We start from the raw sequence: 15,840 nt of genomic DNA, 5'->3' as shown, positions 1-15,840 counted from the left end.
GAGATTATCTGAAGGCATGACGATCGAGGACATCTCCCGCGAGACCCGGCCCGCGGTGGCGAGTGATGCGGAGCTGCGCCGTCTGGTCGGTCTGGTCGACCACGATCCCGGTGCCGATCCGTTTCCCGTTCTCGGATGGGACGCGCTGGTGTGGGTGGTCGGCAACGCGACCCAGTTCGCGCACTATCTGCAGGCCTTCGGGATGGTGCTGGAGGCATATTCCGGTCCGGAGACCGGCAATCGCGATCACAAGTCCTACGTATTGCGCAGCGGCAGTGCGCGATTCGTGGTCTGCGGGGCGGTGGATCCGGCCAGTTCGCTGGTCGCCCACCACGAGCGGCACGGCGACGGCATCGTCGACATCGCGCTCGAGGTGCCCGATGTGGACCGCTGCATCGCCCACGCCCGGCGCCACGGCGCGCGAATCCTGGCCGCACCGCACGACGAATCCGACGAATTCGGCACGGTCCGCACGGCCGCCCTGGCCACCTACGGCGACACCCGCCACACCCTCGTCGACCGGTCGCGCTATCACGGTCCGTATCTGCCGGGCTATGTCGCGCGCCGTTCGAATTACCAGCCGCGAGTGCCGCATCGACTGTTCCAGGCCGTGGACCATGTCGTGGGCAATGTGGAGCTCGGGCGGATGGACGAGTGGGTGGAGTTCTATCGGCGCGTCATGGGCTTCACCGATATGGCCGAATTCGTCGGCGACGATATCGCCACCGAATACTCGGCGCTGATGAGCAAGGTCGTGGCCAACGGCAACCACCGGGTGAAATTCCCGCTGAACGAACCGGCGGCCGGGCGCAAACGCTCACAGATCGACGAATATCTGGAGTTCTACGGCGGCCCCGGCGTCCAGCACATCGCGCTGGCCACCGGCGACATCCTGAGCGCCGTCGACGCCCTGCGCCGAGAGGGCATCGAATTCCTCGACACCCCGGACACCTATTACGACGATCCCGAATTGCGCGCCCGCATCGGCCACGTCCGCGTTCCGGTGCGGCACTTGCGATCGCGCGGCATCCTGGTCGACCGCGACGAGGACGGCTATCTGCTGCAGATCTTCTGCAAACCCCTCACCGACCGCCCCACCGTGTTCTTCGAATTGATCGAGCGGCACGGCTCGCTGGGCTTCGGGAAAGGCAACTTCAAGGCCCTGTTCCAGGCGATCGAGAGGGAACAGCACGCGCGCGGAAATCTGTGACCGGCTTAGCCGCCCATCTGTTCGTCTCGCCGGCCACGGTGAAAACGCACATCACCAACGCCTTCGCCGAGATCGGCGCCCGCAACCGCGCCGACGCGGTCCGCTACGGCTACCGCCACGGCCTGGCCGACCCGACTGCCGAGTAGTGGGGTCGGCGCAGCGGACAGCACCCGCGCCGCCGATAACATAGAGTGCCTTTCATGCGATTGACGGCGGCGATTGTCACCGGGACGGCTCTCGCGGCGCTGCTGGCGGGCTGTGGGTCGGGGGATGGTTCGGGCAGCGATTCTCCGTCGGTTCGCCCGCCCGCCAAGGTCGCGGCGCTGGGCCCGTTCGTGGGGGAGTGCGGGCATGTCACCGACGACGAGGTCCGGAATCTGGGCGGGCTCGGCCAGATCTCGCAGGTGTTCAAGAATTCGGTCGGCTGCAATTGGCAGGCCGGTGGAATCGGCGGGCCGAGCGTGACGTTCGCGTCGTATCGCGGCAGTCCGCTCGGGCGGGAGAAGGCCTGGGTGACCGCGCAGGGCCGCAATCCGGAGACGATCGAGGTCGGCGGGCATCAGGGCTTCCAGGACGCGAGCCCGGACGGCACCATCTGTGACTTCGCGGTGCAGCTGGGCGACGACTTCTTCGAATGGTCGACCTCGGCGGGCGCGTTCGGGCCGCCCTCGGCGACTCCGTGCGACAAGAACCGCAAACTGGCCGAACTGACCGTACAGCGTCTGAAGTGAGGGCGGCTGAAATGAGCAACGGCATGCGTGATCGGGGCCGCGTCCGGCGCGGTGTGCGGGCGGGCGGGATCGCCGTCCTCGCACTCGCGGTCGGGGTGACGGTCGGCGGCTGCGGCCGCACGGTCTCGGGGACCGCGTTGCCGGCGGGTAGCGGCGGCGGAGTGAACATGAACTTCGACAAGTTGCTGCGCGAATGCGAGGTCGTCAAGCAGGAGGACATCGCCAAGGCGACCGGCGCTCAGGACGCGCAGGGGTCGTTCAACGGCGCGGTGTGCATGTGGGATCTGTCGGGGACGTCCGGCGGCAACGGTATGGCCACGCTGAACTGGTACGAGATGGGGTCGCTGCCGACCGAGAAGGCCAACAACGATCGGCTCGGCTACACCACCACGGATGTGAATGTGCAGGGCCGGCGCTCGCTGCAGGTCCAGCGGCCGGGCGATCCGGATTCGTGCGGCGTGATGGCGCCGGCCGCGGACACCGGGATCATCGGCTGGTGGGTGAACTACCGGCCGGGTGGGCATCCGGATCCGTGCGCCGGGGCCAAGAAACTGGCCGAGTTGACTCTGAATCTGGCTCGCTGAGGCGAGCGCCACCCCGGATGCGCCGGTCGGCGGACCTCGAGAGATAGTGAAATCGCATAGTCGGTGGTGGGCCGGGGCCTGCGGACCCCACTTTTGCTCCCCGCCGCGCCGACGGGTATCGTGGATCGCTGTGCCCGGAAGCGTGCGGGCAGGTTTGTGCGTAGAACGTAAGCCAGCGAGAGCGGCCGACCGTTTCAGCGTGCCCGGAAACGTAGGCATGTACTGCGCGCGACACGCCCGACCTCGGGGCGCGTGGAAACGCGACTCGGGCAAGTGGTGACAGCTCTATGACGGCGGCGTGAACTCCGGGGAATCGGAGGAGCGCCGCCGACAAACAGACATCGAAGAGTTCCAGACACCTGGTTACTGAATAAGGAAAGCCGGTATATGCCAACCATCAACCAGCTGGTCCGCAAGGGTCGTCGCGACAAGGTCGCCAAGACCAAGACTGCGGCCCTGAAGGGGAGCCCGCAGCGTCGTGGCGTGTGCACCCGCGTGTACACCACGACCCCGAAGAAGCCGAACTCCGCGCTGCGTAAGGTCGCGCGTGTTCGCCTGACCAGCGCGGTCGAGGTCACGGCTTACATCCCGGGCGAGGGTCACAACCTGCAGGAGCACTCGATGGTGCTCGTTCGCGGTGGTCGTGTGAAGGACCTCCCCGGTGTGCGCTACAAGATCATCCGCGGCTCGCTCGACACCCAGGGTGTGAAGAACCGCAAGCAGGCCCGCAGCCGCTACGGCGCCAAGAAGGAGAAGAGCTGATATGCCACGCAAGGGCCCCGCACCCAAGCGTCCGCTGATCAACGATCCGGTCTACGGATCGCCGCTGGTCACTCAGCTGGTCAACAAGATCCTGCTGGACGGCAAGAAGTCGACCGCCGAGCGCATCGTCTACGGTGCCCTCGAGCAGGCGCGCGAGAAGACCGGTACCGATCCGGTCGTGACCCTCAAGCGTGCGCTCGACAACGTGAAGCCCGCCCTCGAGGTGAAGCCGCGTCGTGTCGGTGGCGCCACCTACCAGGTCCCGGTCGAGGTTCGTCCGGGTCGCGCCAACACCCTGGCGCTGCGCTGGCTGGTCAACTACTCGCGCGCGCGTCGTGAGAAGACCATGATCGAGCGTCTGGCCAACGAGCTGCTGGATGCGAGCAACGGTCTGGGCGCTTCGGTGAAGCGTCGCGAGGACACCCACAAGATGGCCGAGTCCAACCGGGCGTTCGCGCACTACCGCTGGTGATTGGTCACCCGGTCCGCCGGTGAAGGAACGGCGCCGGGAGGCGAGTCACAGTCGGGTGCGGCACGTGCTCTCAGCAGGGCACTTATCAGCCGCACCCGACGTTGACATAGTGAAGGCCAGGGGCCCGCATCGCGGCGGAACCGCCCGGGCCGTTCCCGAAAATACCGACTAGCTGATCGCTAACAGAGCAGAGCGGGGAAGATTTCCGTGGCACAGGACGTGCTCACCGACCTCAACAAGGTCCGCAATATCGGCATCATGGCGCACATCGATGCCGGCAAGACGACCACTACCGAACGAATCCTGTTCTACACCGGTGTGAACTACAAGATCGGTGAGACCCACGACGGTGCGTCGACCACCGACTGGATGGAGCAGGAACAGGAACGCGGCATCACCATCACCTCGGCGGCGGTGACGTGCTTCTGGAACCAGAACCAGATCAACATCATCGACACCCCCGGCCACGTCGACTTCACCGTCGAGGTGGAGCGTTCGCTGCGTGTGCTCGACGGCGCCGTCGCGGTGTTCGACGGTAAAGAGGGCGTCGAGCCGCAGTCCGAGCAGGTGTGGCGTCAGGCCGACAAGTACGACGTGCCGCGTATCTGCTTCGTCAACAAGATGGACAAGCTGGGCGCGGACTTCTACTTCACCGTCCAGACCATCAAGGACCGTCTCGGTGCGAAGCCGCTGGTCATCCAGCTGCCGATCGGCGCGGAGGACACCTTCGAGGGCATCGTCGACCTGGTCGAGATGAACGCCAAGGTGTGGACCGGCGAGACCAAGCTCGGTGAGAAGTACGAGGTCACCGAGATCCCGGCCGACCTGAAGGAGAAGGCAGAGCAGTACCGCCAGGAGCTGCTCGAGACCGTCGCCGAGTCGGACGAGGCGCTGCTGGAGAAGTTCTTCGGCGGCGAGGAGCTCACGATCGACGAGATCAAGGGCGCCATCCGGAAGCTGACCGTCGCCTCGGAGCTGTACCCCGTGCTGTGTGGTTCGGCGTTCAAGAACAAGGGCGTGCAGCCCATGCTCGACGCCGTCGTGGACTACCTGCCCTCGCCGCTGGACGTCGAGAACGTGCAGGGTCACGTGCCCGGCAAGGAAGACGAGATCATCACTCGTAAGCCGAGCGCCGACGAGCCGTTCGCCGCGCTGGCGTTCAAGATCGCCGTGCACCCGTTCTTCGGCAAGCTGACCTACGTCCGCGTCTACTCGGGCAAGGTCGACTCCGGCGCCCAGGTCATCAACGCGACCAAGGGCAAGAAGGAGCGTCTGGGCAAGCTGTTCCAGATGCACTCCAACAAGGAGAACCCGGTCCCGCAGGTTTCCGCCGGCCACATCTACGCGGTCATCGGCCTGAAGGACACCACCACGGGTGACACCCTGTGCGATCCGCAGAACCAGATCGTGCTGGAGTCCATGACCTTCCCGGACCCGGTCATCGAGGTCTCGATCGAGCCCAAGACCAAGTCCGACCAGGAGAAGCTGGGCACCGCGATCCAGAAGCTGGCCGAAGAGGACCCGACCTTCTCCGTGAAGCTGGATGCCGAAACCGGCCAGACCGTCATCGGCGGTATGGGCGAGCTTCACCTCGACATCCTCGTCGACCGGATGAAGCGCGAGTTCAAGGTCGAGGCGAACGTCGGTAAGCCGCAGGTCGCGTACCGCGAGACGATCACCAAGCCGGTCGAGAAGCTCGAGTACACGCACAAGAAGCAGACCGGTGGTTCGGGCCAGTTCGCCCGCGTCATCATCGGCCTGGAGCCCTTCACCGGCGAGGACGGCGCGACCTACGAGTTCGAGAACAAGGTCACCGGTGGCCGCGTTCCGCGCGAGTACATCCCGTCGGTGGACGCCGGCATCCAGGACGCCATGCAGTACGGTGTCCTCGCCGGTTACCCGCTGGTCAACCTGAAGGCCACCCTGCTCGACGGCGCCTACCACGAGGTCGACTCCTCGGAAATGGCGTTCAAGATCGCGGGTGCGATGGCCCTGAAGGAAGCGGCCCGTAAGGCCGGTCCGGTGATCCTCGAGCCGCTCATGGCCGTCGAGGTCATCACGCCCGAGGACTACATGGGCGATGTGATCGGCGACCTGAACTCCCGCCGTGGCCAGATCCAGGCCATGGAGGAACGCAGTGGTGCCCGTGTCGTCAAGGCGCTGGTTCCGCTCTCGGAGATGTTCGGCTACATCGGTGACCTGCGGTCGAAGACCCAGGGCCGGGCGAACTACTCCATGGTGTTCGATTCGTACGCGGAGGTTCCGGCCAACGTGGCGAAGGAGATCATCGCCAAGGCGACCGGCGAGTAATCGCAGTCGGGGCGGGTTTGCGAGAATCCGCCCCGTATCGGTCGCGCACGACCCCCTGTAAGTACAAACCGCACTGCTGCACAAAAGCACGCACTAACTAGTCCAGGAGGACAACAGTGGCGAAGGCGAAGTTCGAGCGGACGAAGCCCCACGTCAACATCGGCACCATCGGTCACGTCGACCACGGCAAGACCACGCTGACCGCGGCGATCACCAAGGTGCTGGCTGACAAGTACCCGGACCTGAACCAGAGCTTTGCGTTCGACCAGATCGACAAGGCTCCGGAGGAGAAGGCTCGTGGTATCACGATCAACATCTCCCACGTCGAGTACCAGACCGAGAAGCGTCACTACGCGCACGTCGACGCCCCCGGCCACGCCGACTACATCAAGAACATGATCACCGGTGCGGCCCAGATGGACGGCGCCATCCTGGTCGTGGCCGCCACCGACGGCCCGATGCCGCAGACCCGTGAGCACGTGCTGCTCGCCCGTCAGGTCGGCGTGCCCTACATCCTGGTCGCGCTGAACAAGTCGGACATGGTCGACGACGAGGAAATCCTCGAGCTCGTCGAGATGGAGGTCCGCGAGCTGCTGGCCGCCCAGGAGTTCGACGAGGACGCCCCCGTCGTCCGCGTCTCCGGCCTGAAGGCCCTCGAGGGTGACGAGAAGTGGGTCGAGTCGGTCGTCGAGCTGATGAACGCTGTCGACGAGTCCATCCCGGACCCGGTTCGTGAGACCGACAAGCCGTTCCTGATGCCGATCGAGGATGTTTTCACCATCACCGGTCGTGGCACCGTGGTCACCGGTCGTGTCGAGCGTGGCGTGATCAACGTCAACGAAGAGGTCGAGATCGTGGGTATCCGCGAGAAGACCCAGAAGACCACCATCACCGGCATCGAGATGTTCCGCAAGCTGCTGGACCAGGGCCAGGCGGGCGACAACGTCGGTCTGCTGGTTCGTGGTCTGAAGCGTGACGACGTCGAGCGTGGTCAGGTCGTCATCAAGCCGGGCACCACCACTCCGCACACGGAGTTCGAGGGCCAGGCGTACATCCTGTCGAAGGACGAGGGTGGCCGCCACACCCCGTTCTTCAACAACTACCGCCCGCAGTTCTACTTCCGCACCACCGACGTGACCGGCGTCGTGACCCTCCCCGAGGGCACCGAGATGGTCATGCCGGGCGACAACACCGAGATGAGCGTCAAGCTGATCCAGCCGGTCGCCATGGAAGAGGGCCTGCGCTTCGCGATCCGCGAGGGTGGCCGCACCGTCGGCGCCGGCCGCGTCACCAAGGTCATCAAGTGACTTTGTGAGACAACGCCGTCACGACATGTGACAGCATGAAAAGGGCCGTTCCCCTTGGGGAGCGGCCCTTTTCGCGTTGGTGCCTCCGACTTCTCAGTTCTCGGTGGCGGCCAGGAGGGCTTCGGCGAATTCGCGCATCTGGTCGGCGCCGCCGAACCAGGTGGTGACGAGTTCGACTGCGGCCGTGCGGGTTCGGTGGGCGGCGGTGATGAGGCCGTTGAGGTCGACGTCGCCGGCTTCGGCATTGCGGGCCACATTTTCCAGGGTGTGGCTGGCCAGCAGTAGCTGCATCACCAGGCCGACGTCGATGGCGGGGGGTTCGCCGGTGGTTTCGGCGCGACGGCGGGCCGCGCGCCGCGAGGTCGAGGGCAAGCCGGTGCGGGACGCGATGTCGGTCGGGGTGTCGCCGAAGTGGTGATCGCTTGTGGCGCGGCGATTTCGGCGGCCACCGGTACCTACGGCCCCCGCCGGCGATTCGTCGGGTGCGGTGTCGAATACCGAATCGTGCGATAGGCCGAACGTTTCCGCCGATTCCGTCGCCGCGTGGTCGTCGACTCTGGTGTCGTCGATGGGCGACCGGTGCCGGCTGGTCGGAACGTATTCCGCCGCAGGGGCTTCCGCTGCACGTCGTCGAAGGACGTCGGTATCGGACTGTTCGACGAGGGTGCTCGTCGGGGCGGAACGCAGCCCTACCGTCACCCCGTTGCGGGTGGGGAACGGCCGGGAAGTGGCGTCGGCGCTCTCCGCACGGCTGCGGATGGCAGGAAGCGTGTCGGTGTTCTGCCAGGATTGCGAGTCTGCGGAGTCGGCTCGGTCCGTACCGTCTGCCGCGCCGGAGTGAGCCGGGCCGGTTGTTTCCGCGTGGTCGGAAGAGGCCGGTTCGTTCGAATGCCGATGCGCAAGCCGTGCCGCGGGGGACGACGTTTCGCCCTCCTCGGTCGTGGTGTCCGTCGTATTCGCTTCGGCGACAGTATGTTCGGCGGCGATCCGCGCATTGTCGGTGACCGAGGCGGCGCGGGTGCTGTGGTCGCCGTCGGCCGATGGTGCGGTAGCCGTGGTGGATCGACGGGCGTGGTCGCCCGACTGCCTGGTCGGCGGTGTCGCCGCAGACGGCGCGGGATCGGCATCGGTTGTTGCCGCGCGTCCGGTCGCCGATTCGTCGGTGCCCGCCGTAATCCGATGGGTCTCGGCGTCGTTGGCCGACGCCGTGGTGGTGGCGGCGGCCGGCTCGGTGCCCGCGGTGCCGTGCTGCCCCTCGCTCGGGGCTTCTGCTGCCGGGGTTGCGGTGATGTCAGCGGACAGCCGGGACGTGGCGGTACTCGCTGCGGGCTGCTCCTTGTCGCGTGCCCGCCGGGCCGCCCGGGGGATGGGGCGGCGGGTGGGCTCCGGGCGGGTCTCCGTGCTCGCCGCCGCCGCGGATTCCGTTCCGGTACCGGCCGGTTCGGTCCGGGCGATGCCGTGGGCGGGGGTGGGCAGCCGCATCGGAAGTTTCGGCGGGGCCGGGACGGATGCGGCGGACGAGGCATCCGATTCGGCGGAATCGGCCCGAGGCGGCTCCGCCGGCTCGGCAGGAGACGCCTCGGCTGGCCGGGGTTCGGCGGGCTCGGTCTCGACGGCACGGGAGCGGCTCTGCCGCCCGGGGTCGATGCCCAGGCTCTCCGCGATGCGGCGGACGGTGTCCTCCGGATCCTGGGATTCGGCGTCGAGTTCGGTTGCCCAGCCCGCCTTTTCCGGCGTCTCGGTCTCGGCGGGAGCCGTGGGCGCTCCCAGGACCCCCGATCTCGGATCGACGGGAGGCGTCTCCGCCGCGCTGACCGCGAAGCTGGAGGTGGGAGCGGACTCGTCGTCGGCCGACGTGGGATGCGGCTGCGGCTGCCCCGCACCCTGCTCGTAATCCGCATCGAACGGGGACGCGAACATGCTGCGCTGCGCTGGTTCTCGGGTGGCGAGCGGCGGGATGCTGGTGCGGGCCGAGGTGTCGCGGACCGGCAGTGGCGGTGCGGCAGGAGGGGCCGGAACCGCGGTGCCGGTGAGGTAGTCGGGTGAATAGGACGGGACATCGGTGGGCGAGGCGACCGGGGGCGTGCCGAAGACGCTCTCCCCCGATCCGGAGTCACCGAATTCGGCGCTGTCCCAGCGCAGCCCGAACTTCTCGGCACCGCCGTGCGCGGGACCGCCGCTACCCGTCTGCTGAGCCGGCTCCTCCTCGGAGCGGGTCAGTCGGTGCCCCTCTCGTGCAGGATGGGGTTCTCCGAAACGGGCATTGGCGGGATCCGTCATACACTCCATTCTTATCGCTCCCCTTTCGGGGTGCGAGTTCGCGGGGGTGCGCGACGGCTCCCGCCGCCGTTGCGCCGCAGATCAATCCGTCCGTTTCTCGAGTTCGGTGCCGCGTCGCAGTGTGAGTGACATCAGTTCGCTCGGCTCGTCCACCTCGATTCGATGCCATCGTCCCCGCGGCACGATGAACGCCTGTCCGGCGCGCAGTGATACGGGGTCCGCCCCGTCGCCGGCCTCGCGCAGATACATCCGGATTCCGCCCGAGAGCACCGCCACCAACTCCTCTCCGCTCGGATGCATTTCCCAGTGGTCACCGTGGACGTCGGCGTCGGTGGCCACCCGGAAGGTCGCCAGCGTCCACCCCGCCATATCTCCGGACATGCGGCGTTGTTCATCGAAAACCCGGCCGTCCGGCAGCATCCGGATGCCGCGTGCGAACAGGTCGACAGGTGCGAGTTGCATGGTTTTTCCCTTCATTCGGCCGCGACCGGAGCCGGTGCGGGCAGCCGTGTGGATTCGATCGCGGCCCGGCGCGGCAGGACCACCGCCGCGACGACCGCGGCGCCGAGGAGCAGGGCCGCCCCGATCGCCAGTCCGGTCGCATAGCCCGCGGTGACGGCTTGCGGCGTTTCGGCCGATCCGGTGCGCTGGGCGGCGATCGTGGCGAGGGCGGCCAATCCGATCGCTCCGCCGACCTGGCGGGCGCTGTTCATCAGCCCGGATGCCATGCCGGCCTCCGTCGGGGCGACGCCGGTGGTGGCGGCGGCCGCGAGCGGCGCGAGGCACAGTCCGAATCCGATGCTGGTGACCAGCGAGGGCCCCAGGACGTCGGCGGCGAAGCCGCCGCCCGCGTCCAGCAACGCGAACCACCCGAGTCCGGCGGCGGCCAGTAGCGATCCCGGGATCAGCAGTGCTCGTGGCGAGCGTCCGTCCCCGAATCGAGTCGCGATCACGGTACCGGCGACGACCCCGGCGGAGAATGGAACGAAAGCCAGTCCCGTTGCCGCGGCGGACATTCCGAGCGACTGTTGCATATAGAGCGAGACGAAGTAGAAGGCCGAGAACTGTCCCGCCGCGGCCAGAGCGATGACGAGATCCGCCCCGGCGACCCACCGGTTGCGCAGCAGCGACAGGCGCACCAGTGGCACCGCGGCTCGTCGTTCGAACCACACGAAGGCCGCCAGGAGCAGCAGCGCGGCCAGTACCGTCCCCCCGGTCACCGGCGAGAGCCAGCCGTAGCGATCGGTGCGGACGACGGCGAGAACGAGCAATCCGGCGCCGCCGGTCGCGGTGAGGGCCCCGGCGATGTCGAGCGGCGGGCGCATCCCGTCGCGGCGATCGGCCGGGATGCCGAAGAGACCGAGTCCCAGCGCCAACGCGGCGATCGGCAGATTGATCAGCATCACCCACCGCCATCCGGCGTACTCGGTGAGCACGCCGCCCAGCAGCACGCCCAGCGCGCCACCGGCTCCGTTCGCCGCACTCCACAGTCCGAAGGCACGCACGCGCGCCGGGCCGTGCGGAAACAGGACGGTCAGCATCGCCAGGGTGGCCGGTGCGACGGTCGCGGCCGCCACACCTTGGACAGCGCGCGCGGCGATCAGTTGCCACGGTTGCTGGGCCAGCCCACCGGCGAGTGAGGCGAGGGCGAATCCGAACAGCCCGAGCACGAACAGCCGCCGTCGGCCGAACAGATCGCCGGCCCTTCCGCCCAGCAGCAGAAATCCGCCGAAGGTCAGCGCATACACGTGCACCACCCACGACAGATCGATCGGTGTGAAGCCCAGATCGCGGCGAACGGCGGGCAGGGCCACGTTCACCACCGCCATATCCAGCGCGATCATCAACTGCGCCACCGCGATCGCCGCCAGAGCGACGCGCGGCGAATACTTTCTATACATGTATAAAAAGTAACCGACCGTCATGCTCGCTGTCGAGAGCTCATGTCAAGATGGCCGGGTGAGCACTCGAACCGGACGTCCGCCGCGGTTGTCGCGTGCGCAGATCGTGGCCGTCGCGCGCGAGTTGATCGAGACCCACGGCGTGCAGGCACTGACGATGCGGCGCCTGGCCACCGAACTCGGGGCGACGCCGATGGCGCTCTATCACCACGTACCGGACAAGGACGCGCTGCTGCTGCTCCTGCTCGACGATGTGGCGACGGGTGCGGTGCGCCCGCATCTGCCGGACGACCCGCGGGAACGCCTGATCGTCGCGGCTCGCGCGATGCACGACATCCTGGCCCCGGTTCCGTGGATCACCGAGGTGCTCACCGCCGACGACCTGCTCTCGCCGGCCGCACTCTGGTATCCCGAAACGATTCTGGACGCGGCGATGGAGGCCGGCCTGGATGCCGAGCGGGCGGTGCACGCCTACCGGACCGTCTGGTACTACACCGCCGGGGAAATTCTGATTCGCGCCGCGGCTCGCCGGCGCCGCGACGACGACCGGCCCGTGTTCCGGGAGCGCGTCTTCGCCGATATCGATGCCGGCGAGCTGCCGCGCCTGGCGGCCGTGGCCGACCGGTGGGGCGCGCTCACCGCGGCCGACACCTATGAGCAGGGGTTACGCGCGCTGGTCGACGGTCTGCTGCGGGCCCGCTGAACCGGCGGCGGCTCAGCCCAGGCTGGTCATGCCGGCCGCGACGACCCGGGACAGATTCGTGATCTCCTCGGCGCCCGCGAGTGTCAATCCGTCGAGTGCGTGCAACCGATCGGTGCTCGCGATGGTGAGCATGGCCGACACCCAGGCGGCCGCGCAGGCACGCAGGGTCCCGGGCTGCACCTGCCCGGGTGCACTCGCCTGCAGGACCCGGGCCGTGATGTCGAGCAGCTGATCGCGCATGCGGCGCACCTGTTTTCGCACATCCGGGTGCGTATCGGCCTCGCGCCACATGATCACGCGCAGCACCGAGGAGTGGTGGTCGCGCAGATTCAGCGCCGCGTCGAGGTTCACCAGGCTGGTCGCCGGATCCCCGGGGCTGACCACCGTGGCGATGTCGTCGATCGGATGGGCGGGAACTCGCTCGGCCATCAGCGCCGAGAGGATGGAGTCCTTGGTGGGGAAGTAGTAGAAGACCAGCCCCTTCGGAACGCCGGCCGCGGCGGCTATGGCAGCCGTCGCGGTCGCGTCGAATCCGTGTGCCGCGAACAGGCTTTCGGCGGCATCCAGAATCAGGGCGCGGGCGTCGCCGTCGACCTTCCTGCTACGGCGACGCCCGGCTCGATGGGGTGTGGGCATCTGCATCAGTGAGCAGTATGCATCCGTGCCGATACCTGCGGGAGCGCGGCCAGGGCGACCGCGACGGTCAGTACGCCGACGATCCACGCGGTCCACGACGCCGCGCTGAAGGAGCTGTAGTTCATCACCCAGGGGGAGATGAACAGCAGGACACCGAACAGGCCCATGGCGTAATCGGTGGTGGCGATTCCCGGGCGGGTGAACTGGAGTAGGCCGGTCAGGGCGATCAGCACGCCGAGCACGATCAGGGTCCACATGGCGCGGTTGCTGTGGTCGGTCCAGATGGGCGACAGGGCGGTGTAGACGCCCAGTGCCACGGCCACGAAACTCAGCGTGCGGTTTTCGGTGAGCATGGGAGCCTCCTCGGGGGCGGATTGTGTTCTGATCTCGGTATAACTCTGATTGACCGCCCGATCAATACGTGGCCCGGAAAATTCCTGCACCAATGTCGGATATGGCGCCCGTCACGGTAGTCTAGAACGTGTTCTAGTTTATGGTGGTTTGGTGCAGCAATACGTGCCAGCAGTGGGAACCGAGCCGGGAGCGCAGCGATGACAGGCCCGATCGTGATCGTCGGCGCCGGTCTGGCCGGCCTGCGCACCGCGGAGGAATTGCGCCGCGCCGGATACGAGGGCGGACTGATCCTCGTCGGTGACGAACAGCGCCTGCCCTACGATCGGCCGCCACTGTCCAAGCAGTTCGTGCGCGGCGAGACCGAGGATACGACGCTGCGCCCCGCCGAATTCTTCGCCGAGAAGAACATCGAGCTGCGATTGGGACTGGCCGCGACCGGAGTCGACACCGCGGCGCGCACGGTGACCTTCGACGACGGTTCCGTGCTCGAGTACGGACAGTTGATCATCGCAACGGGCTTGCGCCCCAAGCGAATTCCGGGCCTGCCCGAGGCTGCCGGCGTCCACGTCCTGCGCCGGCACGAGGATGCGGCCGCACTGCGCGACGCATTGGCCACCGCGCGGCGGGCGCTGGTGGTCGGCGCGGGATTCATCGGCTGCGAGCTGGCGGCGAGTTTCCGTTCCCGCGGTGTCGACGTCGTGCTGGTGGAACCGCAGCCCACCCCGCTGGCCGCCGCGCTGGGCGAGGCGGTCGGCCGCCTGGTCGGGCGGATGCACCGGGACGAGGGGGTGGACCTGCGCTGCGGCGTCGGCCTGAGCTCGCTGCAGGTCGACGACGGCGCGGTCACCGGGGCCACGCTCGCCGACGGCAGTACGGTCGCCGCGGACCTGGTGGTCATCGGTGTCGGCTCCGCGCCGATCACCGAATGGCTGGCCGGATCCGGCATCCCGTTGGCGGAACCGCAGGCGGGCGGAGGCGTCCTCGCCGACGAGGTGGGCCGCACCTCGGTCGAGGGGGTGTGGGCGGTCGGCGATGTCGCCGCCTGGCGCCACGACAACGGCCGGCACAAGCGTGTCGAGCACTGGACCAACGCCGGTGAGCAGGCCCGGCTGCTGACGACCGCGCTGCTCGGCGGCGACGTTCCCGCGGCCGCCCGGGTGCCGTACGTGTGGAGTGACCAGTACGACCTGAAGATCCAGGTTCTCGGCACCCCGGCGGGCGCCGACGAGATCCGGATCATCGAGGACGACGGCCGCAAATTCCTGGCGCACTACTTCGACGGCGGCGTCCTGACCGCCGTGGTCGGCGGCGGGCGCACCGCGCAGGTGATGAAGATGCGCGCCGAACTCGCCGCCAACGCCCGGTCTGCCGCCCCGCTGAGCTGAACGCCCACGTCGGCGGGCCGTCCGGCGCTCGCTCGGCTCGGTCGTCGCTCCCGGTGCGGGCGGTCCGCCATCGACATGCGACACATGTCCGGCCGATACCCCGGTCGGGCGCGAGGGTTCGTGGCGACGCTAATACAGTGGCCGGGTGATCGTTGCGCTCATCGATTCGGGACTGGGGTTGTTGCCGACGGGGGCGTGGCTGCGCAAGTTGCGTCCCGACCTCGATCTGCTGCTGCAACTGGATCCCGACGGTGCGCCGTGGGGGCCGAAACCCGAGCAGTGGGTGATCGATCGGGTGCTGGATGCGGCCCGCCGATCGTTGCGGCTCGGCGCTGAGGCCATTGTGCTGCCGTGCAATACCGCCAGCGTCACCGCACTCGAACAGGTGCGGGCCGAGGTCGGGCCCGAGGTGCCGGTGATCGGCACCGTCCCGGCGATCAAACCGGCCGCCGCCGCCTGTGCCTCGGTCGCGGTGTGGGCGACCGCGGCCACGACCGCGAGCCGTTACCAGGCCGACCTGATCGCCCGCTTCGGCGGTGACGCCGATGTGACCGGTGTGGCGTGCCACGGCCTCGCCGACGCCATCGACCGCGGGGATCTCCCGGCCGTCGAGCACGCCATCGCCCGCGCCGCCGAGCAGACTCCCGCCGGCACCGAGGCGGTCGTACTCGGCTGCACCCACTACCCCTTGGTCCTCGATTCCATCGTGGCCGCGCTGCCCTCGGGCGTGCGGCTGTTCGACAGCGCGGAAGCCGTTGCGGGCCAGACCCTTCGGCGCATCGACGCCCTGGGCCGGCCGACCGCCGGCGCCGGCACGGTGACGGTGTACAACAGCGGCCGCGCCGGTGAACTGCCCGCGAGTGCGGCGGCATTCGAATCGGGCCGGGTACTCGGGGCGGTCGACACTGCCTGCCCCACCGCGTAATTCGCGGGCACTGGGCGTAGGCGGTGTTGAACCGGTCACGGTCGCGTCCTCGCTTCCCGCCGCCCGCGCAGTATCGGAGTCGGTGCCGGCGTTCGAAACCCGTTCCGGTGCAACTTCTTTCGGCACCCCCTTCGTAACCTCGAAAAAGGGGCTGTGACCTGCGCCCCAGCCACCCGTGGGAGGTTCGGTGGCCCGTGACCGGGCGCGGTTCTACGGTGATTTCTCGCAGACGTACAGCGCGGTCGTCGACGCATTTCCGCACCCACCCCTGCCGGGCCCG

General features: G+C 68.0%; 16 protein-coding genes. 11 read left to right on the top strand and 5 right to left on the bottom strand.

Features of this window, described 5'->3' with window-relative positions; genetic code table 11:
* Window positions 1–16 precede the first annotated feature (16 nt).
* From hppD to tuf, 8 genes are all read left to right on the top strand, one after another.
* Complete coding sequence (hppD, locus tag NA3_RS18885; RefSeq protein ID WP_062964917.1) at window positions 17–1,210, top strand: 4-hydroxyphenylpyruvate dioxygenase; 1,194 nt, start codon at window positions 17–19, stop codon at window positions 1,208–1,210.
* The gene (locus tag NA3_RS38210; RefSeq protein ID WP_218021847.1) at window positions 1,207–1,356 is read left to right on the top strand and encodes a response regulator transcription factor; all 150 of its coding nucleotides are present in this window, start codon (window positions 1,207–1,209) and stop codon (window positions 1,354–1,356) included. Before hppD ends, NA3_RS38210 begins: the two co-directional genes overlap by 4 nt.
* 54 nt (window positions 1,357–1,410) lie before the next feature.
* The gene (locus NA3_RS18880; protein ID WP_062964916.1) at window positions 1,411–1,941 is read left to right on the top strand and encodes a DUF3558 domain-containing protein; all 531 of its coding nucleotides are present in this window, start codon (window positions 1,411–1,413) and stop codon (window positions 1,939–1,941) included.
* 23 nt (window positions 1,942–1,964) lie between these two features.
* Complete coding sequence (locus NA3_RS18875) at window positions 1,965–2,525, top strand: DUF3558 domain-containing protein (RefSeq protein WP_062965003.1); 561 nt, start codon at window positions 1,965–1,967, stop codon at window positions 2,523–2,525.
* A 387-nt stretch (window positions 2,526–2,912) separates the two neighbouring features.
* Window positions 2,913–3,287 (top strand): 30S ribosomal protein S12, encoded by a 375-nt coding sequence (gene rpsL / locus NA3_RS18870; protein ID WP_014353064.1) that lies wholly within the window; start codon window positions 2,913–2,915, stop codon window positions 3,285–3,287.
* 1 nt (window position 3,288) lies between these two features.
* Window positions 3,289–3,759, top strand: coding sequence for a 30S ribosomal protein S7 (gene rpsG, locus NA3_RS18865; protein ID WP_030517120.1), 471 nt, complete (start codon window positions 3,289–3,291; stop codon window positions 3,757–3,759).
* Between the two features lie 207 nt (window positions 3,760–3,966).
* Entirely contained in the window at window positions 3,967–6,069 is a 2,103-nt protein-coding gene (gene fusA, locus NA3_RS18860) for an elongation factor G (protein WP_062964915.1), read from the top strand.
* A 116-nt stretch (window positions 6,070–6,185) separates the two neighbouring features.
* Window positions 6,186–7,376 carry an elongation factor Tu gene (tuf, locus tag NA3_RS18855; protein WP_062964914.1) on the top strand — a complete coding sequence of 397 codons (1,191 nt, stop codon included), beginning with the start codon at window positions 6,186–6,188 and terminating at the stop codon, window positions 7,374–7,376.
* Window positions 7,377–7,469: 93 nt separating this feature from the next.
* On the opposite strand, the gene NA3_RS18850 is transcribed toward tuf, so the two are convergent.
* The 3 genes from NA3_RS18850 to NA3_RS18840 form a co-directional block, all read right to left on the bottom strand.
* Entirely contained in the window at window positions 7,470–9,656 is a 2,187-nt protein-coding gene (locus tag NA3_RS18850; protein ID WP_062964913.1) for a hypothetical protein, read from the bottom strand.
* Window positions 9,657–9,737: 81 nt separating this feature from the next.
* Window positions 9,738–10,118 carry a cupin domain-containing protein gene (locus tag NA3_RS18845; protein ID WP_062965002.1) on the bottom strand — a complete coding sequence of 127 codons (381 nt, stop codon included), beginning with the start codon at window positions 10,116–10,118 and terminating at the stop codon, window positions 9,738–9,740.
* A gap of 11 nt (window positions 10,119–10,129) precedes the next feature.
* Window positions 10,130–11,557: an MFS transporter gene (locus NA3_RS18840; RefSeq protein ID WP_062964912.1), complete on the bottom strand. Its 1,428-nt coding sequence runs from the start codon at window positions 11,555–11,557 to the stop codon at window positions 10,130–10,132.
* A gap of 58 nt (window positions 11,558–11,615) precedes the next feature.
* Between NA3_RS18840 and NA3_RS18835 the strand changes: the two genes are divergently transcribed.
* The gene (locus NA3_RS18835) at window positions 11,616–12,260 is read left to right on the top strand and encodes a TetR/AcrR family transcriptional regulator (RefSeq protein ID WP_227995574.1); all 645 of its coding nucleotides are present in this window, start codon (window positions 11,616–11,618) and stop codon (window positions 12,258–12,260) included.
* A 12-nt stretch (window positions 12,261–12,272) separates the two neighbouring features.
* Here the strand turns inward: NA3_RS18835 and NA3_RS18830 are convergent, their stop codons facing one another.
* Entirely contained in the window at window positions 12,273–12,896 is a 624-nt protein-coding gene (locus tag NA3_RS18830) for a TetR/AcrR family transcriptional regulator (RefSeq protein WP_062965001.1), read from the bottom strand.
* A 5-nt stretch (window positions 12,897–12,901) separates the two neighbouring features.
* On the bottom strand, window positions 12,902–13,249 hold the full coding sequence (locus tag NA3_RS18825; RefSeq protein WP_062964910.1) for an SPW repeat protein: 348 nt from the start codon (window positions 13,247–13,249) through the stop codon (window positions 12,902–12,904).
* A gap of 198 nt (window positions 13,250–13,447) precedes the next feature.
* Between NA3_RS18825 and NA3_RS18820 the strand changes: the two genes are divergently transcribed.
* Together NA3_RS18820 and NA3_RS18815 are read left to right on the top strand one after the other, a co-directional pair.
* Window positions 13,448–14,635, top strand: coding sequence for an NAD(P)/FAD-dependent oxidoreductase (locus NA3_RS18820; protein WP_062964909.1), 1,188 nt, complete (start codon window positions 13,448–13,450; stop codon window positions 14,633–14,635).
* Between the two features lie 145 nt (window positions 14,636–14,780).
* A complete protein-coding gene (locus NA3_RS18815; protein ID WP_062964908.1) occupies window positions 14,781–15,560 on the top strand; it encodes a glutamate racemase in 780 nt (259 codons plus the stop codon).
* The last annotated feature ends 280 nt before the right edge of the window (window positions 15,561–15,840 follow it).

It is taken from the genome of Nocardia africana NBRC 100379, assembly GCF_001612635.1.
In the GTDB taxonomy this organism is placed as follows: domain Bacteria; phylum Actinomycetota; class Actinomycetes; order Mycobacteriales; family Mycobacteriaceae; genus Nocardia; species Nocardia africana.
Note: the sequence above shows the minus strand (reverse complement) of the source record. Positions and strands in the feature narration are given on the sequence as shown.